24 protein-coding genes are annotated in these 25,715 nt (G+C 39.0%); 7 read left to right on the forward strand and 17 right to left on the reverse strand.

All coding sequences use genetic code 11. The features are described from left to right. Window positions 1-64: 64 nt before the first annotated feature. Complete coding sequence (locus KF872_09500) at window positions 65-2,755, forward strand: class I SAM-dependent DNA methyltransferase (GenBank protein MBX2903778.1); 2,691 nt, start codon at window positions 65-67, stop codon at window positions 2,753-2,755. 150 nt (window positions 2,756-2,905) lie between these two features. Here KF872_09500 and KF872_09505 read toward each other — a convergent pair whose 3' ends face one another. The 3 genes from KF872_09505 to KF872_09515 all read right to left on the reverse strand — a co-directional run bounded on the left by KF872_09505 (window position 2,906) and on the right by KF872_09515 (window position 6,836). Next, entirely contained in the window at window positions 2,906-4,522 is a 1,617-nt protein-coding gene (locus KF872_09505; protein MBX2903779.1) for a T9SS type A sorting domain-containing protein, read from the reverse strand. Between the two features lie 80 nt (window positions 4,523-4,602). Further along, window positions 4,603-6,027: a hypothetical protein gene (locus tag KF872_09510; protein ID MBX2903780.1), complete on the reverse strand. Its 1,425-nt coding sequence runs from the start codon at window positions 6,025-6,027 to the stop codon at window positions 4,603-4,605. 167 nt (window positions 6,028-6,194) lie between these two features. Next, complete coding sequence (locus KF872_09515) at window positions 6,195-6,836, reverse strand: hypothetical protein (protein MBX2903781.1); 642 nt, start codon at window positions 6,834-6,836, stop codon at window positions 6,195-6,197. A 110-nt stretch (window positions 6,837-6,946) separates the two neighbouring features. On the opposite strand from KF872_09515, the gene KF872_09520 reads away from it, so the two are divergent. Further along, window positions 6,947-8,080 carry a collagen-like protein gene (locus KF872_09520; protein MBX2903782.1) on the forward strand — a complete coding sequence of 378 codons (1,134 nt, stop codon included), beginning with the start codon at window positions 6,947-6,949 and terminating at the stop codon, window positions 8,078-8,080. Here KF872_09520 and KF872_09525 read toward each other — a convergent pair whose 3' ends face one another. From KF872_09525 to KF872_09540, 4 genes are read right to left on the reverse strand one after another with little or no spacing between them, the layout of a single operon-like run. Further along, a complete protein-coding gene (locus tag KF872_09525) occupies window positions 8,081-9,328 on the reverse strand; it encodes an HD domain-containing protein (GenBank protein MBX2903783.1) in 1,248 nt (415 codons plus the stop codon). Between the two features lie 31 nt (window positions 9,329-9,359). Beyond that, window positions 9,360-9,761, reverse strand: a complete 402-nt coding sequence (locus KF872_09530; protein MBX2903784.1) for a RidA family protein — start codon at window positions 9,759-9,761, stop codon at window positions 9,360-9,362. Window positions 9,762-9,805: 44 nt separating this feature from the next. Next, the gene (locus tag KF872_09535) at window positions 9,806-10,624 is read right to left on the reverse strand and encodes a DUF1295 domain-containing protein (GenBank protein ID MBX2903785.1); all 819 of its coding nucleotides are present in this window, start codon (window positions 10,622-10,624) and stop codon (window positions 9,806-9,808) included. Then, window positions 10,587-10,940, reverse strand: coding sequence for a hypothetical protein (locus KF872_09540; GenBank protein MBX2903786.1), 354 nt, complete (start codon window positions 10,938-10,940; stop codon window positions 10,587-10,589). The genes KF872_09535 and KF872_09540 overlap by 38 nt, the downstream gene beginning before the upstream one ends. Window positions 10,941-11,027: 87 nt before the next feature. Between KF872_09540 and KF872_09545 the strand changes: the two genes are divergently transcribed. Continuing rightward, a complete protein-coding gene (locus KF872_09545) occupies window positions 11,028-11,330 on the forward strand; it encodes a DUF4286 family protein (GenBank protein ID MBX2903787.1) in 303 nt (100 codons plus the stop codon). Between the two features lie 3 nt (window positions 11,331-11,333). Here the strand turns inward: KF872_09545 and KF872_09550 are convergent, their stop codons facing one another. From KF872_09550 to KF872_09560, 3 genes are all read right to left on the reverse strand, one after another. Beyond that, window positions 11,334-11,651, reverse strand: coding sequence for a hypothetical protein (locus KF872_09550; GenBank protein ID MBX2903788.1), 318 nt, complete (start codon window positions 11,649-11,651; stop codon window positions 11,334-11,336). A 113-nt stretch (window positions 11,652-11,764) separates the two neighbouring features. Next, a complete protein-coding gene (locus KF872_09555; protein ID MBX2903789.1) occupies window positions 11,765-12,721 on the reverse strand; it encodes a KpsF/GutQ family sugar-phosphate isomerase in 957 nt (318 codons plus the stop codon). Next, window positions 12,722-14,059 (reverse strand): FAD-dependent monooxygenase, encoded by a 1,338-nt coding sequence (locus KF872_09560; GenBank protein MBX2903790.1) that lies wholly within the window; start codon window positions 14,057-14,059, stop codon window positions 12,722-12,724. Between the two features lie 108 nt (window positions 14,060-14,167). Here KF872_09560 and KF872_09565 point away from each other — a divergent pair, with 108 nt between their 5' ends. The 3 genes from KF872_09565 (at window position 14,168) to KF872_09575 (ending at window position 16,175) form a co-directional block, all read left to right on the forward strand. Next, window positions 14,168-14,830 (forward strand): MBL fold metallo-hydrolase, encoded by a 663-nt coding sequence (locus tag KF872_09565; protein ID MBX2903791.1) that lies wholly within the window; start codon window positions 14,168-14,170, stop codon window positions 14,828-14,830. Window positions 14,831-15,021: 191 nt separating this feature from the next. Next, window positions 15,022-15,648, forward strand: a complete 627-nt coding sequence (gene pdxH, locus KF872_09570; GenBank protein MBX2903792.1) for a pyridoxamine 5'-phosphate oxidase — start codon at window positions 15,022-15,024, stop codon at window positions 15,646-15,648. A 251-nt stretch (window positions 15,649-15,899) separates the two neighbouring features. Beyond that, the gene (locus tag KF872_09575; protein MBX2903793.1) at window positions 15,900-16,175 is read left to right on the forward strand and encodes an HU family DNA-binding protein; all 276 of its coding nucleotides are present in this window, start codon (window positions 15,900-15,902) and stop codon (window positions 16,173-16,175) included. A 101-nt stretch (window positions 16,176-16,276) separates the two neighbouring features. Here KF872_09575 and rmuC read toward each other — a convergent pair whose 3' ends face one another. The 6 genes from rmuC to KF872_09605 all read right to left on the reverse strand — a co-directional run bounded on the left by rmuC (window position 16,277) and on the right by KF872_09605 (window position 22,649). Then, entirely contained in the window at window positions 16,277-17,632 is a 1,356-nt protein-coding gene (rmuC, locus tag KF872_09580) for a DNA recombination protein RmuC (GenBank protein ID MBX2903794.1), read from the reverse strand. Between the two features lie 47 nt (window positions 17,633-17,679). After that, on the reverse strand, window positions 17,680-18,588 hold the full coding sequence (locus KF872_09585; GenBank protein ID MBX2903795.1) for a DUF58 domain-containing protein: 909 nt from the start codon (window positions 18,586-18,588) through the stop codon (window positions 17,680-17,682). A gap of 94 nt (window positions 18,589-18,682) precedes the next feature. Further along, window positions 18,683-19,615 carry a uroporphyrinogen-III synthase gene (locus tag KF872_09590; protein ID MBX2903796.1) on the reverse strand — a complete coding sequence of 311 codons (933 nt, stop codon included), beginning with the start codon at window positions 19,613-19,615 and terminating at the stop codon, window positions 18,683-18,685. A gap of 32 nt (window positions 19,616-19,647) precedes the next feature. Then, entirely contained in the window at window positions 19,648-19,938 is a 291-nt protein-coding gene (locus tag KF872_09595; protein ID MBX2903797.1) for a hypothetical protein, read from the reverse strand. Window positions 19,939-19,941: 3 nt separating this feature from the next. Beyond that, entirely contained in the window at window positions 19,942-20,865 is a 924-nt protein-coding gene (locus tag KF872_09600) for a DUF4271 domain-containing protein (GenBank protein MBX2903798.1), read from the reverse strand. A 26-nt stretch (window positions 20,866-20,891) separates the two neighbouring features. Continuing rightward, window positions 20,892-22,649: a hypothetical protein gene (locus KF872_09605; GenBank protein ID MBX2903799.1), complete on the reverse strand. Its 1,758-nt coding sequence runs from the start codon at window positions 22,647-22,649 to the stop codon at window positions 20,892-20,894. 61 nt (window positions 22,650-22,710) lie between these two features. Between KF872_09605 and hemW the strand changes: the two genes are divergently transcribed. Next, window positions 22,711-23,835, forward strand: coding sequence for a radical SAM family heme chaperone HemW (gene hemW, locus KF872_09610; protein ID MBX2903800.1), 1,125 nt, complete (start codon window positions 22,711-22,713; stop codon window positions 23,833-23,835). Window position 23,836: 1 nt separating this feature from the next. On the opposite strand, the gene asnB is transcribed toward hemW, so the two are convergent. Next, complete coding sequence (gene asnB / locus KF872_09615) at window positions 23,837-25,624, reverse strand: asparagine synthase (glutamine-hydrolyzing) (GenBank protein ID MBX2903801.1); 1,788 nt, start codon at window positions 25,622-25,624, stop codon at window positions 23,837-23,839. Window positions 25,625-25,715 lie beyond the last annotated feature (91 nt).

The raw sequence follows: 25,715 nt of genomic DNA on the forward strand, positions 1-25,715 counted from the left end.
CAAACGTGTTTCTACCTTTGAACACAGAGTAAAAAAGGCGGACAACAAAGACGGTTACATAGACTTGCTTTGGAAAGGAACGATTTTAATTGAAATGAAAAGTAAGGGCAAAAACCTCGATAATGCCTACCAACAAGCAAAAGAATATACACACGGACTGAAACAACACGAATTGCCAAAATATATTCTTGTTTCCGACTTTGATAGCTTTAGACTTTACGACCTTGAAGATGATAAAATCATAGAGTTTAAGCTCAAAGAGCTTGTAAAAAATGTTCAGCATTTTGGTTATATTTTAGGATATCAAAAAAAGGTTTACAAAGAGCAAGACCCTGCAAACATAAAGGCAGCAGAGCTAATGGGCAAACTGCACGATAGGCTCGAAGAAATTGGCTATACCGGACATCCATTAGAAGTTTACTTGGTTCGTATTCTGTTTTTACTTTTCGCAGAAGACACCACCATTTTCAACAAGCAGCAATTTCAAGAATATATAGAACAGCGAACAGCCGAAGACGGAAGCGACCTTGCTGCTAAATTGCAAGAGTTGTTTCAAGTATTAAATACACCAAGAGAAAGTCGTTTTAAAAACCTTGATGAACAATTGGCCGATTTTCCGTATGTAAACGGGAAACTGTTTGAAGAAAACCTGCCAATGGCAAGTTTCGACACAAAAATGCGCCAAGCATTGCTCAACTGTTGTTACATAGATTGGAGCAAAATTTCGCCTGCTATTTTTGGTTCCATGTTTCAAAGCGTAATGAACCCAAAAGAGCGCAGAAACCTTGGAGCGCATTACACCAGCGAAACCAACATTTTAAAACTCATTAAGCCACTTTTTCTCGATGAACTTTGGAAAGAGTTTGAGGCTTCGAGAGCCTCAGCCTCCAAACTCAAAGAATTTCATAAAAAATTGAGCAAACTTAAGTTTTTAGACCCTGCTTGTGGCTGTGGAAATTTCCTTGTAATTACTTATAGAGAGTTACGACTGCTTGAAATTGAAATTTTAAGAGTGTTGAACAAATCGGGTCAAGGATTCTTAGATGTTCGAGAAATTATTTGGTTAGATGTGGACATGATGCACGGAATTGAATACGAAGAATTTCCTGCACGAATTGCCGAAGTAGCCATGTGGCTTATCGACCATCAAATGAATATGCAAATAAGCCAGGAGTTTGGGCAATACTTTGTTCGTTTACCACTTAAAAAGGCTGCAAAAATTGTTCATGGCGATGCCTTAGAAACAGATTGGCAAAGTTTATTAAATCCGGTTAATGAGATTAACGTAATTGCAAAGCACGCCAATATTTATTTAGTTAAAGAACCTGCGGCTGAATACAAAACCGCCAATATTCAAGCAGAAACTTATACTGTTCACACAGGCAAGCCAGAACCAATAAATGAGATAAAGTTTAATTATATAATTGGTAATCCTCCTTTTATTGGTTCTAAGTTGATGACCCAATTTCAACGTAGCCAAATTGTAAAAGAATTTGACAATGCAGACGGTAGCGGAGTTTTAGACTATGTAACAGGTTGGTATATCAAAGCTGCTAAATACATACAAGACACCAAAATTAAGGTTGCTTTTGTTTCCACAAACTCTATCGTTCAGGGCGAACAAACGAGTATTCTTTGGAAGCAAATGCTAAACAAATACGGTATTAAAATTCATTTTGCTCATCGCACTTTTAAGTGGAGCAACGAAGCAAAAGGAAATGCAGCAGTGTATTGTGTGATAGTTGGTTTCGCTAACTACGATACTGCAAACAAAAGCATTTTTGAGTATGAAGATATTAGAGGCGAAGCCCACGAAATAAAAGCTAAAAACATCAATCCGTATTTAGTTGATGCGAAAGACATTTTAATCACTAAACGGACAAACCCACTTTGCAATGTTCCTAAAATCAAATTCGGTAATCAGCCAATAGATGGTGGTTTTTTGTTATTTAATGAAGAAGTAAAAAATGAAGCAATAAATCAAGAGTCTTTTATTTCAAAATATATTAGAAAATACGTTGGAAGCGTAGAATTTATAAATAATATTCCAAGATATTGTTTATGGTTAAAAGATGCTGAACCTTCTGATTTAAGAAAATCAACTTTCATTTCAGAAAGACTAAAAGGTGTAAAATCATTTAGAGAAAATAGTACACGAAAGGACACAAGAGAATTAGCAAACAATTCTTCGCAGTTTGCTTTTGTTTCACATAGTGAAAGTGAATACATAATTATTCCAAGCGTTTCGTCTGAGAAAAGAAGATATATTCCGATTGGCTTTATGCCATCAAATATTATTGCAAGTAACTTATGTTTAATAATTCCTAATGCAACAATATTTCATTTTGGAATTTTGACTTCAGAGATGCATATGGCTTGGGTTCGCAATTTGTGTGGAAGACTAAAAAGTGATTATCGATATTCAAACTCTGTAGTTTACAATAATTTTCCTTGGCCAGAAAATCCAACTGAAAAACAAATTAAAGCTATTGAAACAGCAGCTCAAAAGGTTTTAGATGCAAGACTACAATTTCCTAACAGTTCACTTGCCGACCTTTACGACCCATTGACAATGCCACCAGTTTTAATTAAAGCACACAATGAGTTAGACAAAGCCGTTGACTTGGCTTACCGTCTGCAAGCCTTCACAACGGAAGCAAATAGAATGGAATTTTTATTTGAACTCTACGGGAAATACACGGCAGACCTTTTTACAAAAGAGAAAACTAAAAAGGCTAAAGCAAGGGCTTGGTAAAAACAAAACGATACAGCCGTAAAGAGCGCCATTAGCTACCAATGGTTAGTAAAAGAGTAATCTAGTTATTCAAGTTATAGTAGAAAAAAGGGCGAGGAGAATACTATATAAATTCTCCTCGCCCTTCTGCATTAAGCGCAAAGGTGCTTATTATTCTTTAATGAATTTTAAGCGAGTAGAAACTCCGTTGGGTGCTTTTAATTCTATGAAATAGAAGCCGGATGTTAGCTGTGCAATATCTAAATTCAAATTGTTTACTACGGTTGTTTGCATTACCACATTGCCGGAGAGGTTGTAAACATGCAGTGCTAGTTCTTCGTTGCTCGATGTGGTAACATTAAGTAAATGGTTTGCCGGATTGGGATAAAGCTGCGCGGAAAGCAATTCTATGTGGTTTATACCAACGGTTTGTTGATTGCAAACGGTGTAAGGCTCTTTTCCGGTGGTGCCGTCTGTAGCCACAAAATGCACACAGTTATTCATCAAATAAAATGGTTGGTATAAATCTATATCGAAATTGCTGCCTGACGTTAATTGCTGCAAGCTGTTGGCAGTGCCTTCGCTGCGATACAAGTTAAAAGTGCCATTGCTGTTGGAGCCGGCAAAGTAAAAGTAGTTAGAGGTTGCCAATACCAAATCGCCAACAGAGTAAAATTGAAGATTGTTGTTAGAAACTGCTGCAGTTCCGGCAGATGTGCCATCGCTGAGCCAAACAGAAGTGGTGCCGGAGGTGGATGCAGCAATAAATGCCAACTTGTTTTTGAATACAGTAATTTTTGAAAGCAAATCAGGCCCTCCGGCAGAAGGTAATTTTACGGTATTGGTTCCGTTGGCAGTTCCGTCTGTTTTCCAAAGTGTGTAGCTCTCGTTGGTGGCATAGGCATTAAAGTATAAAGCGCCATTCCACACTACAAAATCTTTTGGATAGCCATCGCCTGTAGCTAAATCTTTTACTAATTGGGTTCCGTTGGTAGTGCCATCTGTAACCCAAAGTTCTCTGCCATCTACTGTGCGGTATGCAGAGAAGTATAGTTTGCCGTTGAACAATGTAAAGTAGGTGGGGTTGCTACCAAAGAAAGCTCCCAACGAGTTATTGGATTCAATATCTTTTAAGATAGTTGTGCCGGCTTCGGTGCCATCTGTTTTCCAAAGTTCTGCGCCATAGGTAGAATCGTTGGCGCTAAAAACAAGTATGTTTCCGAGTTTCCCAAAGTTGCTGTTAATGCTAATGTTTGAAATGCCATTGCCGGAGCCGGGATTGATGTCTTTTACCATTTCTGTGCCTGCTGTGGTTCCATCTGTTTTCCAAAGTTCGAAACCGTGTGTTTCATCGGCTCCGATAAAATAGAGATGGTTGCCCAAGGCTGCGCTGCCTGCTCCAAAAGAAATTAAATCAACTGTGTTTAACTGTTTAATTAGTGTGTAAGAAGAGTTAGTACCCGAGGTTTTGTACAGGGCACTTCCATCGGTAAAATTTCCTGCCGTAAATATCAATTCGTTGTTTAAAAATCCATAGAGGTTAAATACGTTGAAATTTACATCACCCAATAGTTTTTCAGTTCCGCCTGTGGTGCCGTCTGTTCTGTAAAGTGCTCTGTAAGTTCCAATTTCATCAGCAGTAAAATAGAGATAGCCGTTGTGCATAATTGCGTTTTCATAGCCGGGCTCGGAGCCGTCTTGTCCGCTTCTTATATCTTTTAGAATTTGTTGGGCATAGGTGCTGTAAGTAAAGTACAGCAACATGGTAAGCAGTAAACTTCTTTTCATAAACCTTTGTTTTATTGCTGCAAAAAAGAAGTGTAACAAGTATATTTTACATGGTGAAAGTGTGGCGTTTGTGATGGCAATTATTTTTCCATTTTACTTATTTGTAACCGCAACCATTTGTGAATTGTTTTGCTGAAACGTGTAGTATCTTGGCGAAGTTCGTGGGTTTGTTTTTTTAGTTTGTGTAGTTCTTTGGCGTATTTTTCTTTTTGATGCCTAAGCGCATGTGTGGCAAGCAGTTGTTGCATAGCTTTTACCAGTGCTTTATCGTAGGCTTCTATGGGTTTTCGGAATCTAAAACTCTGCAAGATGTTTTCTAGTTCACGCGCTGCTAAATCAAAATCGTTTAGTTGATAGTAAACCATAGAATATACCATTCTATAAAAGTAGTATTCGTTTTCGGGGCGTTTAGAAATATCGTGATCTAATAGCAGAAAGGCTTCTTTGGGCTTGTTTTCAAACAGTAAAGCCATAGCTGTGAAATATTGAAATCGGTATTTTAGTTTATGGTTGCCGGCAATGGCTGTTTGGTGTTGCTTGGCAATGTCTATAAAATATTTGTGATGCCCCATTGCAAGCGCGTTGATACAATAGTTGAAAAGAAGTTCAATATTTATTTGTGCGGGAGTGCAAGAAGCAATGGCTTTTTTATAGTAATGGTGTGCCTTTTCGTGCTGCTCGTGTAGAAAATATTCAAGTGCAATATTGCCATAAATAGTAGCTGTGTCGCGCTTTTTTTCTTCTCGAAGCACAATAATTTTGGGGTGTATTTTTAAGGCAGCAAGTAGGGTTTCAATCTTTTCTTCACCTTTTTGCAGATAGCTTGCAGCAATTAGTTTATTGTATTGAATAATGAGTGCAGCTTCTGCCAAAAGCGGTAGTGCTTTTAATGAAGGTAAAGACTTAGATGTTCCTTGCAGTTGCTCTAAAACTCTTTGTGAATAGTGCAGGTGAAGGGTGTTTATACTCAGTGTTTCTTCTGATAGCGAAGTTAATGCTTGGTTTTCTAATTGCAGTAGGTGTATTATTTCGTTATAGGTTTTAATGCTTATTTCTTTAAACCTAATTAGGAACTTGCTTTTGAGAGAATACAGTTTGGCAAGTGTTTCAAATTTTCCTGCTTGGGAGGCTTGTTTTAATGCAGTGTTGAAATAAGTATTAAAAAGTGCTTCGTTGCCTGTTTCTGCAATGTGTTGCAGCAGGTTTATTTCTTTTTGTAAATTATCTTTTGATGTATCGGTATTAAGAGGAAGTGATGCTATAAAATCTTCTAATTCATTGTTTAATAGGCGCAGTTCGTTGCGTAGCAGGTAATCTTTATCTTCTTCGTATTGGGCGTTAAAAACCGCTTCATACATTTCTTTCTTGTTGGTAGTTGCTTCACCATTTTTTAGAAACCAATCAAGCAGCAGCAATAGTTTTTTTCGATGGTGTTTCTTTATTCCTGCATGGAAAATTTTGCGGTTTTTGTTGTCTAATATTTTAAGTAGTTCTACTGTTCTCATGTGTTTCTATGCTCCAATTTTTATTTGCCCGAAGGCAAAAAACCTGCATTGCCATACAAGCATACATGCAAGAGTTGCAATAATTATAGAAAATAAAATACGATAGCGCAAAAACTTGTAGAACTATAATAAAATAAGGAGATTTAAAGGGATGTGGCTTGCTGCAACTATTCCATACTTTCCTGTTTTCTCCAGGTTTTCAGTTTTTTATCCCAGTACTCCGGCACATTTATTTTTAGCTGTGTTTCGGGTAGCTGTTTCGATGTTTTCCATAGAGGCTCGTTGTTCAGGTCAAAAGAAATATCGTCTTCATACCAATACATGCTGGCTCCCGGATTGGTGTGAATATTAGCATTTGCAACTGCACCATTGTCTTGAAATTTCAAATACACCGATATTTGATAGCTGCTGTTTACAGCTTCCATTTTATAGGTTTCTTTTCCAAATGGATCGTATAGAATAGTAAAGCGTCTGCTATTTTCCCATGGAGTAATTTTTACCGAAATGGTTTTGCTGTTTTTGTAGTAAAAGTATTGTGTGTCTTTAGGCTCGGTATATTGCTGTGGAGTTAATGCGGGTGTTGTTTTCTTTTGGGTTTTTAAAGGTGTGCTCGGTAATGGAGTAGGCGTTTTTTTAGGCGTATCGGGTTCGTGTTTTTCTACTGCTTTTTCTTTTACAATAACCACCACCGTATCTTTTATTACAATAGTGTCGCGCTGGGCAGCAGTATTGGTTTGGTGTGCCGTTGGTTGTTGTGGTTGGCAGCCCGCCAGTAAGGCAATTATGAAAAGTGTAAAAATAAAAGGCATATTGTTTTTTATTGAAGATGATAAGATGCTTACATTCCATAAACACCTAAACAAAAAATACTTCTACAAGGTACTGTTTTAGTGCCAAATATTTATGTAGGTTTGAATTTATGACAAAGATATCGGCACTTTCAGCATTGCTTTTTTTAGTGTTTTCTTCACTATTTCTTACCGCTCAAAACAATATAGGCATAGGTACCAGCACACCCAATGCAAACGCTATTTTGGATTTAGATCCTCCGGCAAAAGACAAAGGCTTTTTAGCTCCACGCCTGAACCAGCAGCAGCGTGTTGCATTAGCCGCAGCACTTGCCGCAGCCGACAAAGGGCTTATGGTGTTTGATCCTATTGATATTCTCTTTTACTTCTGGGATGGTACAAAATGGGTGCCCTTCCCTACCGATGCGCAAACGCTTAACTTCGATAGTGCCAGCCAAACACTTACTATATCAAACGGCAATTCGGTAATTATTCCCACCAGTGGTGGAGCAACCGGAGCAACCGGCCCACAAGGCATACAGGGCGTTCAAGGCAATACGGGCGACACCGGCCCACAAGGTCTGCAAGGCATACAGGGCAACACGGGCGATACCGGCCCTCAGGGTCCACAAGGCATACAAGGTGTGGCAGGCGTTACCGGGCCGCAAGGTGCTACCGGCCCGCAGGGAGCCACAGGTGCACAAGGTGTTACCGGTCCTACCGGTGCTACTGCTCCGGGCAGTTTTAATACGGCATTTTCGTTTAACGCTTCGGGTACAGCAGCTATTACCGATGGCAATGGCACTCTTACCACCACACAGGCAGCTTGGTTGGTGGGTGGAAATACTGCACCCGCCAGCAATAACTTAGGACAAACAGGCAATGCTCCTTTGGTATTGGTTACCAATAACCAAAACCGCATGAGCGTAGAAGCTAATGGCGATATTTTTGTGGCAGGCAGTAAACCGATTGTAATTAGACGTTTTAGTTGTGGTGGTTGCGATGACCCTAATAGAAATACAGGTGTTTCTACTGCAGATTGGGTGGCTGTGGTAGCAGGCTTTTACCCAACTAGTAATAATGATGCAGAAAGTACACGAGCCGCGGTGTACGCTAATACTTCTACCAACACATGGTGGTTTAAAGGCGACACAGAAGGCCCCAGTGGCGAAAGTTGGAGTGTAGATATTATGTTTATAAAACGACAATTGGTAGATGACCAACGCCCAACCAATTCTTGGAATACAGGCGGAACAGGCTTTTAACTAACTAGCCTGCAATAGTTCTTTGGGATAGCACACAAAATGCTTTACCACTTTTTCGCTGAGCACGGTAGCTTCTAAATGCTCGGAAATATTTTCGGCATTTTGCACAGTACCTTTTTGATCAATTACTTTTATGGTAGCATGTTTGGCATTGTAAGCATGGTTATAGGTAGAGCCTTGAAATACCAACCACGATGCCTCTTCTTCAGAAAGGTTGAAATGCGCGGCAGCGCTTTGTTTTAAGGCAGTTAGCTTTTGTGGCAAAACGGCTTCGTTATACATTTCTATTTTAAACAAATGGCGATTCAAAATGGCATTGCACAAAAACGAAAGCACATGATCCGAAGTTGTTTTCCATGTTTTAAGTGCGGCAAAAACATCTATATCATCTAAGTTAGAAAAGTGCTGTATGGCAGTATCGTTTGTTTCAAAATCGGAAAGTGTAAGTTGGTTTTTAAGGAAGAAATGTAGCGCCTCGGAGCATGATAATTCTACGCCTGTTGCCGTGAGTGCTTTTGCTCTTTCGATGGCTTTTACCAGCATCCATTCTACACATAAAACGGTTTTGTGTAAATACACTTGCCAATACATGAGCCTGCGCGAAATAATAAACTTTTCGATAGAGTAAATTCCCTTTTGCTCTATTACAAGTTCATCGTTTTTTACGTTCATCATTTCAATAATGCGATCGTAGCTAATGATGCCTTCGTTTACTCCGGTAAAAAAACTATCGCGGGTGAGGTAGTCGAGTCTATCTACATCTAACTGCGATGAAACCAAACTGTGCAGAAATTTTTTGTGATAAGAGCCTTCAAAAATTTTAATGGCAAGGGAAAGTTTATTGTTAAATTCTCGATTCAGTTTTTGGAGGTATATTTTGGAAATATGCTCGTGGTGCACGCCTTTAATAAGTGTTTTTTCTAAGGTGTGCGAAAAAGGCCCGTGTCCAATATCGTGCAGTAAAATGGCAATGGAGGCACCCAACTCCTCTTCGGCAGAAATTTCTACGCCTTTTACTTTTAGCACGGCAATGGCCTTGCGCATTAAATGAAATGCTCCCAGCGCATGATGAAAGCGCGTGTGTAGCGCTCCCGGATAAATGTAATCGCTTAAGCCCAACTGCTTAATTCTGCGTAGCCGCTGGAAATAGGGATGTTCAATAATATCGAAAATCAACTCGTGCGGAATGGTAATGAAACCATACACAGGATCGTTGAATATTTTACGTTTGTTCACGGGTAGAAAGATGCTTACCAATTGCGAGATTGAACATTTAATTTCATACTTCGGCAATTACTTTTATTTCTATGGCAATGGCCGAAGGCAGCGCTGTTACTTCAACCGTGGTGCGGCATGGCATAACTTGGTTAAAATAATCGGCATAAATTTTATTGAAGGTGTGGAAGTCGCGTTTCATGTTTACAAGAAACACGGTTACATCCACTATTTTATTCCAGTTGCTTCCCGCTTCTTCCAAAGCAACTTTTATATTATTAAAAACGCTGTGTACCTGTGCTTCGAAATCAAACTCAAGGTAGTTTCCATGTTTATCTAACTTTAATCCGGGAATAGAATCTGACCCGGCTTGGCGCGGTCCCATACCGGAAACAAACAATAAATTTCCAACCTTTTTGGTCATGGGATATAGCCCCATTGGTTTTGGTAAGTTTTCGTTGAGCATAAAGAATTATTGATGCAAATTTACGGTACTCCGGTTAAAATTTTTTACCACAAAAAAGGAAGTAGTGCTTTTCTGTTTCGTGGATAGTTATCAAAATTTGCCACATACCATTGGTGAAGGTGGAAGGTTCGGGGGGCAAGGTTGGCAATTGTCCATACGGCAAATGAAAGTGCGGGAATATTCCATGCCATTATTGCAAAGCCAATCCATTCAATCATTTCGCCCAGCAGATTGGGGCAGCTAATGTATTTGAATAAAAAGCCTTGCGGAATTTTATAGCTGCTTTCGCCCGGTTGGCGCAGGTTGAGTAAAATATTATCACTTCTAATATTGATATAAGCTCCCGAAATAAAAATTAAAAACCCACCGGCAATGCGAATAATTTCGTTGGTATTCCAATTTGGAGTGGTGGTAAAATTGCCGAGGTGGCAGCCATTTAGCAGCGCATTTATTCCATTAAAAATAATGGCAAAAAGTACCAGTGTAAGCGGAATAACTTTTCCGTTTGTTTTGGTGCGTAACGGAAAAATAATACTGCGGTTGAAGTAGTGCAGGCACCATAGCAAGACTAAAAAAATAGCAATGCCACTTTTGGGTTGTGCGCTCCAAAAGAAACTGCCCAAAAGCATAGCGGGGCTAATAATTTCCATTAAGAACCAGCCTAATTTATTGGGAATGGTAATGCCCCATTTCGAAGAAACATACCTGCCGTAAGGTGCTTTGTTTTTTAAAATAAGGGGAAGTAGCAACAATGCCAATCCAATCCATGCCCAAGCGGCAAGGCTTATATTTTGTGCCGTAAAATTCATGCCGGGAATAAGTGTGTTAAATTGCAGTTTCTGTCCATTCATTAAAGAGTTCATCTAAAAAGATGTTTTCTTCTTTAGTGATGGGTTTAGTGGCTTTTACCAATTGCACGGCAAAGTCTATTAAATCTAAGCGTTCTTCTTCGGTACTATCGTTGTAAAAATTGTCCATTGCTGTTTGGAAATGTTTCATGTATTCCTCTTTAGGTAGCGCAGCAAGGAATTCTATTTCGGCATCTAAATCTACTTTTATGGGAAATTGCTCGGCAATGTATTGTGCAATTACCTTATCTTCTTGGAAAGTAAACTGTTCATCAACAGCAGAAAGAATCATGAGTAAATGATAGCCTGCAATTGGTTTATTTAGTTTCATGTTGGTCTGTTTTGCAAGCGAAATGTAGTGAAACAATTTTAGTCTTGGTACAAAAGTTACTTTTGCGTTTTCAAAATTTAGTAAATTATGATAGTGTACAATGTAACCGTAAAAATAGATTTGAATATAAACGATGTGTGGGTGCGTTACATGAAGGAAGATCACATTCCCCGAGTGTTGGCAACCGGATGTTTTACAGGGCATAAATTTTACCGTGTTGTAGAAGCCGACCAAAGCGATGGTATTACGTATGCCATTCAGTATTTTGCTAACAACATAGGTGATTATTTTACCTACCAAAACGAACATTCAAAAGCGCTTCAGCAAGAAGTGAAGGATTTGTTTCCCGATAAATTTGTGGCGTTCCGAACGGTGCTAAAAGAAGTGTAGCGCCTAAGGTTTCTTTCTTTTCAGCAAAAAGTAAGTTGAGTTGTTTGAATTGTTGGGAGGTGTAAACTGTACCGGTTCCCAACCATTTTCTGCTATCCATTTTATGGCTGGAGTGGCATTGTCGTAATCGCGCGACCACTTGCCGTATTCCGAAGTAGATCCTTCAAAAACTACTTCTACTTTTTCTTGCGTGCTTAGTTCAATTTTGCAGCGCTCACCGGAAATTAAGTAGTAGCGCAGTACTGCATATTCTGTTTTTTCTTGTGCGGGGAGAAAGGTAAATGCCAAGCAAAAAAGCGGAATTAAAAAATAGTGTTTCATTCTAAGCATGTAAATTTTGTGCAAGCTAAAAACTAATCTTTTCAATTAAAACAATGGGTATAATTTTCTTTTTGTGGCATAAAGAAAATTAGGAACGGCTATGGTTCTTGGAGCTATTCGTATTTTATTTTGCGCTGGTAAATTACACCTTTAAGTTTTTCATTTTCTATTACTAGCAGTGAATTTTTATTGAGCGATTGCATGAGCATTTCTGCATCGGCAAGCAGCATTTGCGCGTGTGTGGTGGCGGGATTGGGTGTCATTATATCTTTTGCTGTAAGCTGGAAAAAAGATTGTTGTGGTGTTTTTGCCATTGCTCTGCGCAGGTCGCCATCGGTAATAATTCCAATTACGTTTTTATGTTCATCGGTAATTACGGTTAGCCCCAGTTGCCATTTGCCGATGGCATTTATTATTTCTTTTATATCGGCATGGAGCGGCAGTTGTGGCAGTGGTTCTGTTAGCATTTCATCGGCAACGGTACGCAGGAGTTTTCTTCCCAAATTTCCTCCGGGATGAAAGAGTGCAAAATCTTGTTCTTTAAAGTTGCGTAGCTTCATTAAAGTTACGGCAAGTGCATCGCCAATTACCAATGCTGCAACGGTAGAAGCTGTAGGCGCCAATTGCAGCGGGCAGGCTTCTTTTTCTACATGTGTATTAAAATGATAGTTGGAGTTTTTTGCTAAGGTAGAAGCCGGATTTCCGGTAAAGGAAATAATAACTACATGGTTTTTTTTAAGTGCTGGAATAAGTTTTAGTATTTCATCGGTTTCTCCGGAATTAGAAATGCAGAGTAGTATATCTTCGCTTTTTACCATGCCCAAATCGCCATGCAGCGCATCGGAAGTATGCATAAAAAAGCTGGGTGTGCCGGTGCTGGCAAAGGTGGCAGAAATCTTTTTTCCTATAATGCCGCTCTTTCCTAATCCCGAAACAATTACCCTGCCTTTGCATTGCAAAATTGCATTGGTGGCGGCTTCTAATTGTTCAAAATTTTGCTGTTGCAATGCTTGTATGGCATTTGCTTCGAGTGCAATTACTTCTCTAAAAATTTCTTGGATATTGTTCATTTAGTTGTTGCTTAACCAGGCTTGTGCTTTTTGCAATATTATATCGCTCTGCCAAACGTTTTCTATGTCGTTTAATTGCATAATTTCATCTAGTAACTTGCTTTGTTTTTTGCCACGCTCTTGCGCTTCGCTATAAGGAGTTTGGTTAAAAGTTACCATGCTGTATAGGGTTTGAAATTTATCAGGAAAAGCTTCGGCAATTCGCTTTTCGATTTTTAACCTAAGTTGAAAATCTGCTCTGCCGCTTAGGTCGCGCATTTCAATAAAGTTGTATAGCGCAAGATCGGCAATGGCATCGGCATTAGGTTTACGCGAATATTGAAATTCGTTTAGCACAGTTTCCCAATGTTGATTGTGTTTGGTAAGGAGTTCATCTAAGATGCGCACATCTTCAAAACCACAGTTCATGCCTTGCCCGTAAAACGGTACTACTGCGTGTGCAGCATCGCCAATAAGGCAAGTATTGTTTAGGTTCCACGGAAAGCATTTTACGGTAACTAAAGAGCCTGTAGGATTTTCAAAGAAGTCTTGCAGCAGTGTAGGCATTAGCGGAACGGCATCGGGGAAATGACGGTTGAAATAGTGTGTTACATCACTGGTTGTTTTCAATTGGTTGAAACCATTTTCGCCATTTAGAGGTGCAAATAGTGTGCAGGTAAATGAGCCGTCTAAATTAGGCAGTGCAATCATCATAAAACTTTCGCGCGGCCAAATGTGCAGCGCATTTTTTTCTATTTGATGGTTGCCGTTTAATGCGGGAATTACTAATTCTTTATAGCCATGGCTTTCGTGCTGTTGGCTGATATTAAAATTGTGTGTGCGTTGCATTTTATAGCGCACTTCGCTATAAGCACCTTCGGCAGCAAGCAGCACTTCGGGCAATATTTTTGTAATGGCTTTACTTTGGGTGTTTTCAAAAATGGCCTCAGTGTTTTCAAAATTTACATCTATACAATGTTGGTTGAAGTGAAAGGATACTCCTGCTTTTTCAGCAGCATCCATCAGTGTTTCGTTTAGTATGCCGCGGCTTACGCTGTAAATAGCCTGGCCTTCTTTACCATAAGGTTGAAAAACTTTTTCGCCCGAAAGGTGGTGTATAATTCTGCCACTCATGGGTAAGGCAATGGATTCTATTTCCTTTTTTAGCCCAATGTTTTCGAGTGCAGCCCAACCGCGGTTGCTGAGGGCCAAGTTTATGGAGCGCCCTCCTGCATAGCCGCTTTTTCGAGAGTCGGATCTGCGTTCGTACACACTAACTTTATATTGCCGCTTGGCAAGGTAACACGCTAATAATGAACCCACCAAACCGGCACCTGAAATAGCAATTTGTTGTTGCATAACGTAATTTCTGCTATGCGATATTACATGAATTATTCAGCAAAAAGCACATGAAATTATTCGTGAAGAATGCGAACTTTGCTGCCATAAAATAAAGTAGTAGCAAACATGATTGCAGTAAAGAAATTTACATTTAATGCATTGAGCGAAAACACGTATGTATTGTTTAATGAAGCAAAGCAATGTGCCATAATAGATCCGGGATGCAATAATGAATTGGAGTGCAAAATTTTGGCAAGCTATATTAAACAAGAAGCGCTTACGCCAGTTGTGTTGCTCAATACACATTGCCATATAGATCATATTCCGGGCAATGCTTTTGTGGTGCAAAAGTATCAAGTGCCGTTAATGATACACGAGTTTGAATTGCCATTGATGCACGATGCTCCCAATTTTGGAAAATTTTTTGGCGTAAACTGCCCGCCTTCTCCGGAGCCTTCGGCATTTTTAAAAGAAGGAGATGTTGTAAACATTGGCAACGAACAGTTGAAGGTGTTGTTTACTCCGGGGCATTCGCCCGGCAGTATTTCGTTTTATAGCGAAAGCAACAACTTTATTGTTGCCGGAGACGTGCTGTTTTTAGGAAGTATCGGCAGATACGATTTGCCGGGAGCTAAAGGCGAAGATCTTTTTCATTCTATAGAAACACGTTTGCTAACATTACCTGATACCACTAAGGTTTTTTGCGGGCACGGTCCCGATACCACTATCGGTTATGAACGGAAAACAAATCCGTTTTTAAACCCGAAGTTTAGAGCGCAGTTGGGTTAAGAGAATCAAAACAGCGTTAAAACGGTTGTTGTTGTTGGCGGTATGTTTTTAATGAATAGTATCTTTGGTACTATTCAATTTTGCAGCAGGATATTGAGAAATATTATACAGAATTTGCCAATCAAAATTTCCGATTTCTTCTTCAAAAAAATGTGTTGGTTTGAAGGGTAAATAATGAAATACGTGCGCTTATGAACTTACATGAATTAAGAGAAAATTATAGCAAATACAGCTTAAACGAAACGGAGGTTAATACCAATCCTTTCAAACAATTTGAAGTGTGGTTTGGCGATGCCAAAAACGGTGCCATACGCGAACCCAATGCCATGACACTCGCTACTGCCACACATAGCGGAAAGCCATCGGCAAGAGTGGTGTTGCTAAAGGAAGTAAACCAAGAAGGCTTTGTTTTTTATACCAATTATTTAAGCCGAAAGGGAAAAGAAATAAGTGAAAATCCATACGCTACCATTCTGTTTTTTTGGGATGCTTTAGAGCGGCAGGTACGCATAGAAGGCATACTCAAAAAAGTAGATGAAGCTACATCTGAAGCATATTTTAATTCGCGCCCACTCGAAAGCCGCATTGGTGCAATTGTTTCGGCACAAAGCACCGTAATTGAATCGGCACAAGTATTGGAAACATTATTTGAACAAACTAAAACCGCAGGTAACATTGAGCGTCCAAAGCATTGGGGCGGTTATGTGTTGATGCCGGATTATTTTGAGTTTTGGCAAGGTCGCCCAAACCGCATTCACGATAGAATTGCTTACACACAAACTAAAAGTGAATGGTTAATTCAGCGGCTTGCACCTTAATAAATAGCCCGAAACCATTGCTACACAAGGCTTAGCGCTTTTAAATATCAACAGTTTGTAAAAGTATAGAAGCAAGCAAATTCAATTTAATTGTTTGATTTTCAGTATTTTACAGTATTTGCATTGCCTTGTTTTTTACAAAAGCCTTAGTTATCAACACTTTCAGCGGCTGGGGGGCTTGCAATCGTTGATATACCTTGCTTCATTTGGGTTCACAACAGTTTTTTTCACTAATTAAAATCTTTAAGAAAATGAACAAAGGAGATTTAATCGACAAAATCGCGGCTGCTGCCGGAGTTACCAAAGCACAAGCAGGAGAAGCTTTGGATGCAGTATTATCAGGTATCGAAGGCACTTTGAAAAAAGGTGACAGAGTTACTTTAGTTGGTTTCGGAACTTTCTCTACCAGCAAACGTGCTGCTCGCAAAGGACGTAACCCACGCACCGGAAAAGAAATTAAAATCAAGGCTAAAACAGTTGTACGTTTCAAAGCCGGAAAACAACTAAGCGACAAAGTGAACAAATAATCACTTTGTGCTTGTTTGCTTTTAAAACGCCTCTGCTTTTGCGGGGGCGTTTTTATTTTTAGTACAATTGATAGAAAATGCCATGGGCATTCCATGAGCGTTTAAGGTGTATCATCATTTGCACGCTCTAATAAACTTGGCGATAGTGTTTTAGTAGTTTTAGCTCCCAACGCTTTTATTTTTTCTGCTCGCTTTACTAAGTTGCCGGTGCCGCTGTATAGTTTTTTCATGGCATCGTCATACGTACCTTTGGTATTGTTTAGTTGGGTTCCAACTTTTATGAGGTCTTCGGTAAAGGCTACAAATTTATCGTAAAGGTCTCCGGCTTGTTTGGCAATTTCTAAATGGTTTTTTGCAATATTTTCTTGCCGCCAAATGCTTGCTATGGTTCTTAAAACAGCAAGCAAAGTAGAAGCGCTTACCAATACAATTTTTTTATCGAAGGAATCTAAGAATAGTTCTTGATCGTGCTGTACGGCTAAAGAAAATGCAGGTTCTATAGGAATAAACATAAGCACAAAATCGGGGCTGCTGTTGCCATATAGTTGAGGGTAATTTTTTTCGCTTAATCCTTTCATGTGGTTGCGCAGCGATTGTATATGTTTCTTTAAAAACAGCATTTTTTCGTCTTCGTTTTCCGATGCCACAAAGCGCTCGTAGTCTATGAGCGAAACCTTTGAATCTATAATAATATTGCGGTTTTCAGGCAGGTGAATTACTACATCGGGCTGAAGACGTTTGCCATCATCGGTAACAAGCGATTCTTGAATGGTGTATTCTCTATCGCGCTGTAAACCGGAGCGCTCCAGCACGCGCTCTAAAATTACTTCGCCCCAGTTGCCTTGTGTTTTATTGTCGCCTTTTAGTGCGTTGGTAAGGTTTATGGCTTCTTTGCTCATTTGCAGGTTCAGCTCCTTTAGTTGTAGTATTTGTTGAATAAGTCCTGCGTTTTTCTCTAAACTTTCGCGATGGGTTTGCTCTACTTTTTGTTCAAATGCTTTTATTTTTTCGTTGAGCGGATGTAGTATTTCGCCTAGCTTCTCTTGGTTTTGCAAGGTGAATTTACGACTCTTATCTTCTAGGAGTTCATTGGCAATATTTTTAAATTCTGTTTTAAATTTTTCTTGCAATTGCTCTACTTCTTCTTTTTGTTGGGTTAGTTTTTCGTTTACATTTTCTAAGGTTGTTTTGGCAGTGGTTAGTTCTGTGTTTAGGTGTAAAACGGTTTTTCTTTCATCTTCTAAATGGGTGAGTGTTACTTTAACTTCTTCGGTTAAAAACTGTGTGCGCTCTTGCAATTTTCCTTTTTCTATTTCGAGGGTGTTTTTTAGTTGCATCAAAGTGTCGAAGTCTTGCTGCGAAACAGTTTCAGCTTCATTTTTTTTCCATTTAGAAAGCAAAAAGCCAATGGCAAATCCGGCAAATAATCCAATAATTAAAAATGGTAATTGGCTCATGGCATGTAGTTAATGTGAAATTTTGGATGCACTTTTTTAGTAAAACTCTACATCATTTTGGTGCGCTTTAGCAGGAATGTTTGTAGGATTTGTTGGTAGTTGTTATTGATGTCGGCTTCTACAAATTCAATCTTGTATTGGCCGCATTTTAGTTTTAATTGCTTGTAGAAGTGCTGCATTTGACCGAGGTAAAAATCGCGCACTTCGCTTGGTTGCAATTTTAATTTTTCTCCGTTTTCTAAATCTACAAATTCATACGGGCGGTTTTCAAAATTAAAATCCAGTTCTTTCTGTTTGTCGGCAACATGAAAGAGAATTACTTCGTGTTTATTGTATTTAAGATGTTGTAAGGCGTTAAACAATTCTTCATCGTTTTCGCTGTCAAACATATCGCTGAATATAATTACCATACTGCGTTTATGAATGCTTTCAGCAATTTCGTGTAGGCATTTTGCAGCGTTTGTTTTTTTGTTGGCGGCTTGTGGTTGCAGTAAATTTTCGAGTTGCGAGAAGAGCATGTGCCTGTGTTGAATACTGGCGCGTGCATTGGTGTTTAGCATTACAGATTCATTAAAGATACTTAGCCCTGCGGCATCGCGTTGGCGTTGTAAAAGATGGATAATGCTTGCAGCAGCCACCACCGAAAAGTGTAGTTTAGAGGATGCATTTTTCCCTTCGCTTTTCAGGTTCATGCTAGAAGAAGCATCTATTACAATTTGGCAGCGCAGGTTGGTTTCTTCTTCGTACCGCTTTACAAACATTTTATCGGTTCGGGCAAAAACTTTCCAGTCTAAATTTTTTGTTGGCTCACCTTGGTTGTATAAACGGTGTTCTGCAAATTCAACCGAAAATCCATGAAAGGGAGATTTGTGCAAACCAATAATAAAGCCTTCTACTACTTGCTTGGCAAGCAACTCAAGGTTGCCGGTAAGGTTGGTTTGTTGTAAGTGCTGCACGTGCCGAAAATAGGAAAAGCATTGGCACGCAAAAAAGAAAAGTTGCCAAAGGTGCGGCAACTTTTTCTTTTTATTACAGTATGGTAAGCAGTAGTTATTTGGATGTTTCTTTCAAGTAGCTTTCGAGTGCAGCTACTATGCTTGGTTGGCCTTCGAGCGGTGCTATTAAGTGGAGTTCCAAACCTTCGTCAATTACAGCATCGGTAGTGGTTTTGCCGTATGCGCCCCATCTGATTTTGTATTGCTTGTATTTTGGAAAATTGTGTTTGAGCGAAGCAATGCCGGATGGGCTAAAAAACAATACCATATCAAACTCTTCTAACTTAAAGTGTTTTAAATCTACCGGTACGGTTTTGTACATTACACCTTCCGAATAGTTAAAGCCGTTTGCCTGCATAAACGAAGGTATTTCATCTTTTCGCATTTCGGCACAGATATACAAGAAGCGAGTGGCGTCTTTATGTTTAAAGAGTAAATTGCGGAGTTCTTTATTGTTGTTGGCATCGCCATAAAACACTTTGCGCTTGCGATACTGGGTATATTTTTGGAGGTATAATGCAATAGCTTCGGAAGTGCAAAAGAACTTGGTTTCTTGGCTCATTTTTACACGTAATTCTTCGCAAATTCTAAAGAAGTGATCTATGGCATTTCTGCTGGTGAAAATAATGCCGCTGTAATCGTTTAGTGTAATTCTTTGTTTGCGAAATTCTCTGCCCGGCACACCTTCTACTTGTATAAAAGGTTGAAACTTGATGTTTACTTTATACTTATCTGCCAAATCGAAATAAGGAGACTTTACACCTTCCGGGTGTGGCTGTGCAATAAGTAAATTCTTAACTTTTGTTTTTGGTGCTTTAGATAAGAAATCTGCGTGATTTCTTTGCCCTTCTTTTTGAGGAATTATGGGCTTATTTACAACCTTTACAGGTTTTTCTTCTTTGGCGGGCTTGGGAGGTTTTACGGTTTTTTTAGAAGAAGCAGCAGCGCTTGGTGAAGTCTGCTTTACAGCTGTCTTTTTCTTTAGCAAAGCGCTGCTGCTGTCAGATTTTACCTGGTTGCTCAGGCGCTTTTTTTTTCAGCCTTTTTAGGAGCTGCCTTTTTAGCAGGAGCCGCTTTTTTAGCAGGGGCTGCTTTTTTTACAGCTGCCTTTTTAGGAGCTGCTTTTTTAGCAGGAGCCGCTTTTTTAGCAGGGGCTGCTTTTTTCACAGCTGCTTTTTTAGGAGCTGCTTTTTTAGCAGGAGCTGCTTTTTTAGCAGGAGCTGCTTTTTTTACAGCTGCCTTTTTAGGAGCCGCTTTTTTAGCAGCTGCTTTTTTAGGAGCTGCTTTTTTTGCTGTTGCTTTTGTTGCCATAACTTAGGAAACAATTTTGGTTAACAATTTAATTAGAAGCAGCACCATTGCTACTTCACTCACACAAACATAGATAAAAAAGTATTTGATGTTACTTGCAATAACTTTTATAGATGTTGATAACCCACGCGCAGCAAGCATTACAATAGCCAACATTATACATACACACGCAATTGCAAATGCAACAACAAAATATTTTTTATTGGCAGCAAACATAAATAGTACTGCCGGAAGCATTGCTATGCCTAATGTTTGTATGATTTTATAGAAGTGAAATTCGTAGAGTGTGAGCACTTCTTTCAAAAGAAAAATTTGTGTGAGTGTTTTAAATAATAGTGTCCTTAAGAGTAAAAATGATGTGAATAAAATGATAAGCAAAAATGTAGTAAACGATGCTTGCGCCACATGCGAAGGCAAAAATTGCTGTGCCGAAAATTGAATAAAAAATGAAATACACAACACAAAGTTTGCAGTAAGTAAAAAAGAAGAAGCAGAAAAAGAATCGGTTTGTGTTCTATAGATTTGAAGTGCTCTGTTGCTGCTTAAAATAGATAGCCATAGTTCTTCCAAATCGTTGCTGTAAGCCAGTTTCATGTATGTAAGCAGTATTAGCAGCAACATTATTGCAGCAAACATTCCAAGATTGTTTTCGGTAGTTCTTCTTTGTTGAACATCAAAAACTACAGTTGTTTTTTTATTGATCCAATCAAAAATTTTAGTAGCAAAATTTGTTTGTTCAACAGCTTGTAAAGAGTCTTTAGTAAATTGTTCTTGCACCAATATTTTATGCAATGAATCTTGCAAGGCAACTTGTAATGAATCCTCTTGCGCTGTAATTGAATCGGCTGAAATGCTGATGCTGTCTGCTTGTGCAATAACTTGCGCAAAGAGTAGTGTAGAAAAAATGAGGGAGAAAAATATTTTCACAAACGAAGATGAGTTGCAAATGTGTATCAAAAATAATTGATGTAACCGAAATGAATTTTACTGTTTTTAAAACTAAGCGGCTCGTATTGTTTTTGCCCAAGCGCGTATGTAATACCAAAGATGCCAATCTTTGTTTCTAAAGAAACTCCGGCACCAAAACCAAAAGGAAAATCTTGTTTAGTGCTGCTTACTTGCTGTACCACAGCAGCATTAAAAAACATAAAGAAGAAGGCATTTTTAGATAGCAGGTATCTGTATTCAATATTGGCAATGCCGTAGTAAGGAGTAATAATAGATTCTTCGGTAAAGCCGCGCAGCGTATTCATTCCGCCTATGCGATACTTTTCGTTTTCAAAGATTAAACGGCTATAGAAAAACTTTCCTTTTAGTGCAGTAAGTATGGTCATTCGTTTGTGTACTTTCCAAAATTTATCTACAGACAGCCAAAGAGAAAATTGGAAGTTGTTCTTGCCAATGCTGTCGTATAAGTATGCAAATGTTTCTCCTCGTTTTTCGTCCATCAAATTATTTATGAGCGTATTGCGCTTTACGGATTTTGCTCCGGCAGATCCTCCGGCAGTAAGTTGCCATCCGGTAGTGGGATTAAAACGGTAGTTCAAATTCATGAAATAATATTCGAGTGCAAACTCGTTGGTGTTTATGTCTAATGCACTTGGAAGTGTTTGGTTGAGTTTAATAGCTGCGGTATCTACTTTTAATACAATGGTTGTTTTTTGTTTTAGCGAGGCTTTAATATAGTTCATGCCCGAAAATTGATAGCGCACACCAAAATCGCGATCTAAATCTAACCAACTGGTATCGCGTTTAAATAGCTCAAAGCGCACATCTACTCCCAGAGGCAATCCAAATAGATAGGGAACAGCAATCATGGTTTTGAGTACTTGGGTTTTGGGCATGGTTTTGTTCCACTCTAAGTTGAATTGCTCGCCAAAGCCCAATAATCCGTATAGGCTTAGTTTGGCTTCGCCTGTGATTAAAACTTTTTGCCCTGCACCTCCCGGTAGTATTCCTAAGAAGGCATTAAAGAGGCTTGCTTTGCGATCTTTAATATGCAGTTTTACGCGTGCTTTTTCTTTGTCGAATAGTACTGTATGTGGTTGTGTGGCTTCTAAAAATGGTAGTGCATTTATGCGTTGCTCTATGGCTTTTATTTTACTTTCATCGTATGGCTTATTGCGTTTAATGCCTAAGTAAGCACTCAAAAATTTTTTCTTGGCTTTTACTTTTTCTACAGTTTCTAAAGTATCGAACAAAAAGAGTTCGTGCTTCTCTATTTTAATAAGGACGGTTGCCGATTGGGAAGAAAAACTATCTAAATAAACCTCTGCAAAAGGATAGCCTTTGTTTTCTGCATTGGAGAGGATTTTTTGCTGTATAGCTTCTATTTCTTTTGCAGAAAAGAAGTGATTTTTGCGTTGCAATTTTTGCTTTAGTCCGGTTAAAAAACTGCTTTCTATTCCCGAAGTTTTAAGTTGTATGCCTTCAAATTTTTCACCAATAAAAAACTGTGCGGTGCAAGATTGGTTGTTGCAAAAAAAAGTATCTAAAGAAGCGGCTGCAAAACCCGCTGTTTGTATTTTCAGAAGCAAATTTTTAGCTGTTTTATACGCATCGGCAGTGTCTTTAAAAGAAGTAGCTGTTTTAAAATTTGCAATATCAAAAGGCTGCGAAGTGTCGGAGAAAACGGTATGCAATGTCCAATGGTTTTGTGCCATTAAGCCATGCCATGCTACTAAGCATAAAGCGAGTAATTTGTTTTTCACCTTTATCGAAAATAGAGTAAATTTTAGAGTTCGGTAATTGCTATGTTTTTACTTTCGCTGCATGGCAGGCATTTATATTCATATTCCATTTTGCAAGCAAGCCTGCAATTATTGTAATTTTTATTTCACCACTTCGCCTCGTTTAAGGGAGGCTTTTGTACAGGCGCTACTGCGTGAAATTGAATACAGGAAAGATTTTTTGGAAGGAGAGAAAGTAGAAACTATCTACTTTGGCGGTGGCACGCCAACACATCTTCCGGTAAATGATTTATTGGCAATTACGGAAAGTATTTTCAAGCATTTTTCTTGTAGCATTTCGGAGTTTACGATTGAGGCAAACCCCGATGATTTAACTGCCGATAAGTTGAAAAATATTGCGCAGTTGAAGCAACTTGGCTTGAATCGTTTTAGCATAGGTGTGCAATCTTTTTTTGATGCAGACTTGCATTATATGCATCGGGCGCATTCTGCCGCAGAGGCAAAAGATGCTATTAAACGCACGCAGGATGCGGGTTTTGAACTCATTACTCTAGATTTAATTTATGGCACGCCTACATTGGGCCATGCCGAATGGGCGAAAAACTTAGAAACGGTTGCAGCGTTGCAAGTGCCGCACTTTTCGAGTTATGCGCTTACGGTAGAAGAAAACACATCGCTGTTTCAAAAGATTAAAAAGAAAAGATTGCTGCCGGTAGATGAAGAAAAAGCAGCAGTACAATTTGATATGCTGATGCAGTTCGCGGCACAAAATAATTTTGAGCACTACGAAATTTCAAATTTCGCAAAGCCGGGAAAACAAGCCATACATAATTCAAACTATTGGAAGGGTAAACACTACATTGGCTTTGGACCCTCGGCACATTCGTTTAAGAGGTATGAAAGAAGTTGGAATGCAGCTAATCTTAAAACATATATAGAGCAATTGGCAAAGGGTGAGTTGAACCTTGAGTTTGAGCAGCTCTCGCCAATACAACATGCCAACGAATTGGTGATGACGGCTTTAAGAACATCGCAGGGTTTGGACTTGAATTGCGAAACAATAGCACCATACAAAGCCTTTATTTTAGCGCAGCTTGAGCAAGTAAACAGCGCGTTTTTTTGCTTTGAAGAAGATACTATAAAACTTACTCAGAGTGGAAAACACTTTGCCGATTCGGTAGCATTAGGTTTATGGATAGAAGAGTAAGCTATGCAAAATTTTTAAGCCAGTGGTTGATGTTTACTAATTTCCAAACTATTGCTGCGTTAGAAACATTTCCTTTTTTATAGTCTTCAATAAGTTGTTTTGTCTTGTGGCTGTTTAGGAAATGTAGTGCTTCAAAATTATCGTTCAGCAAGAATTGCAGTGGGCCATTTAGCCATTCAATTTCACCGGGCGTTACAAAGCCCTTTTTGTCTTTGCGTTCATACACGGCTTTGGGCAATATAGGTTGCAAACTTTCGCGCAAAATATATTTGGTTTCGGCATTGGTGCTAATTCTGTCTTCAGTATTTAAGGTGAATGCAAACTCTACTAAACGGTGATCTAAAAACGGCACGCGACTTTCTATGGAATATGCCATAGAGTTTCTGTCTTCGTGATGCAGCAAGGTTTGCAGCGTGGTGTTCAGTAATAAGTGGTATAAAAAGTTGTTGAATTTATTGGCTGTAACTTCATCAAAACGAGTTGCTACATTTCCGGTGAGCGCTCGAGTTTTTAAAGTTTCTAAGCTATAAATTTCATCTTCGGTTTTAAAAGCTGCTGCCAGCGATTTTGCCAAGAAAGAACCTTTTTTACCTATGCTGAATTGTTCCCTTTTAGCTAGTTTGTTTAGTAGTGAAATGGCTTTTACGGGCGAGCCGTTTTTTATGTGTGTGCCAATAATTCTATAAAAAGAATGAAGGTAGCCGCCCAGGTATTCATCGCTGCCTTGGCCATCGAGTACTACTTTTACTCCATTTGCAGCCGCCAGTTTCATTAAGAAGTATTGGCTGATGTATGAAGAGCCTAAAAGCGGCACATCGGCACTATACGAAGCATGGTGAAATGCCTCTTCAATATTCTGAAAGGTGGGCGAAAAATAGTGCGGTTGTATGTTGCTGTATTGCTGTACTACTTCTTTTATGAAAGGCCGTTCATCTACTTTGCCTTTTCCTTCGTAGTATATAGAAAATGATTGTATTTCCGATTGGGGAAAAATGGTGGAGTATGCCGAAGCAATGGCAGAACTATCTAAGCCGCCACTCAGGCAAATTCCATTTTTTACATCGCTTCGTGAATGGAGTTTTATGGCGTCCATAAAAAGCGTTTTGAACTTTTCCTTTTTCTCTTTAAAACTAAGGTTGCAAGGTGTTTTAAATGCTATGTCCCAATATTTGTAAGTGGTAATTTTTTCTTGTTGAAGTATGAGGTTGTGCCCGGGCAAGAGTTGGTGTAAATTTTTGAAAAAAGTTTCGTTTTTATACGAAACAATATTGAGTGCCAATGCACGATTTATCTGATCGGTATTTACCGTGGCATTAAAAAAAGGAAGTGCTTTAAATGCTTTGTATTCCGATGCAAAGTAGAAGCCGCTTGGAGTAGTGTAGAAGTAAAATGGTTTTATTCCGAATCGGTCTCTGGAGCAAAAAAGTTTTAGCGCGGTACTATCCCAAAGTGCAAACGACCACATGCCAACAAATTGCTCCACACATTTTTCGCCCCATTCTTTATAGGCAGCACAAATTACTTCTGTATCGCCATTGGTTCTAAACTTCCAGCCTTTTGTTTGCAGAGTTTCTTTCAGCTCAAGGTAGTTGTATATTTCGCCATTAAATACAATTACCACATCTAGGTATTCAAAAGGTTGGTTGGCTGTTTCGTGAAGGTCTATAATGGATAATCTGTTGTGCCCAAGAACAACATATTCTTTTTGCCAATACGAACTGTTGTCGGGGCCGCGATGCTTTATATTTTGCAGCATGTTGCGGATGTTTCCAACCGCTTCTTCTTGCATTATTTTTGAATCAACAAATCCGGCAATGCCACACATGGTATAAATTATATTGGCACAAGTTTAGGAAGTAATATCGGTGCATTGTAATTTC

It is taken from the genome of Chitinophagales bacterium (assembly GCA_019638515.1).
Lineage (GTDB): Bacteria > Bacteroidota > Bacteroidia > Chitinophagales > LD1 > UBA7692.

Coding starts and splice junctions, on each gene's coding strand:
- KF872_09535 (MBX2903785.1), bottom strand. CDS start 10,624: ATGAACTCTTTAATGAATGGACAGAAACTGCAATTTAACACACTTATT.
- KF872_09550 (MBX2903788.1), bottom strand. CDS start 11,651: ATGAAACACTATTTTTTAATTCCGCTTTTTTGCTTGGCATTTACCTTT.
- KF872_09515 (MBX2903781.1), bottom strand. CDS start 6,836: ATGCCTTTTATTTTTACACTTTTCATAATTGCCTTACTGGCGGGCTGC.
- KF872_09530 (MBX2903784.1), bottom strand. CDS start 9,761: ATGCTCAACGAAAACTTACCAAAACCAATGGGGCTATATCCCATGACC.
- KF872_09545 (MBX2903787.1), top strand. CDS start 11,028: ATGATAGTGTACAATGTAACCGTAAAAATAGATTTGAATATAAACGAT.
- KF872_09565 (MBX2903791.1), top strand. CDS start 14,168: ATGATTGCAGTAAAGAAATTTACATTTAATGCATTGAGCGAAAACACG.
- rmuC (MBX2903794.1), bottom strand. CDS start 17,632: ATGAGCCAATTACCATTTTTAATTATTGGATTATTTGCCGGATTTGCC.
- KF872_09575 (MBX2903793.1), top strand. CDS start 15,900: ATGAACAAAGGAGATTTAATCGACAAAATCGCGGCTGCTGCCGGAGTT.
- KF872_09505 (MBX2903779.1), bottom strand. CDS start 4,522: ATGAAAAGAAGTTTACTGCTTACCATGTTGCTGTACTTTACTTACAGC.
- pdxH (MBX2903792.1), top strand. CDS start 15,022: ATGAACTTACATGAATTAAGAGAAAATTATAGCAAATACAGCTTAAAC.
- KF872_09540 (MBX2903786.1), bottom strand. CDS start 10,940: ATGAAACTAAATAAACCAATTGCAGGCTATCATTTACTCATGATTCTT.
- asnB (MBX2903801.1), bottom strand. CDS start 25,624: ATGCAAGAAGAAGCGGTTGGAAACATCCGCAACATGCTGCAAAATATA.
- KF872_09560 (MBX2903790.1), bottom strand. CDS start 14,059: ATGCAACAACAAATTGCTATTTCAGGTGCCGGTTTGGTGGGTTCATTA.
- KF872_09595 (MBX2903797.1), bottom strand. CDS start 19,938: ATGGCAACAAAAGCAACAGCAAAAAAAGCAGCTCCTAAAAAAGCAGCT.
- KF872_09555 (MBX2903789.1), bottom strand. CDS start 12,721: ATGAACAATATCCAAGAAATTTTTAGAGAAGTAATTGCACTCGAAGCA.
- KF872_09520 (MBX2903782.1), top strand. CDS start 6,947: ATGACAAAGATATCGGCACTTTCAGCATTGCTTTTTTTAGTGTTTTCT.
- KF872_09510 (MBX2903780.1), bottom strand. CDS start 6,027: ATGAGAACAGTAGAACTACTTAAAATATTAGACAACAAAAACCGCAAA.
- hemW (MBX2903800.1), top strand. CDS start 22,711: ATGGCAGGCATTTATATTCATATTCCATTTTGCAAGCAAGCCTGCAAT.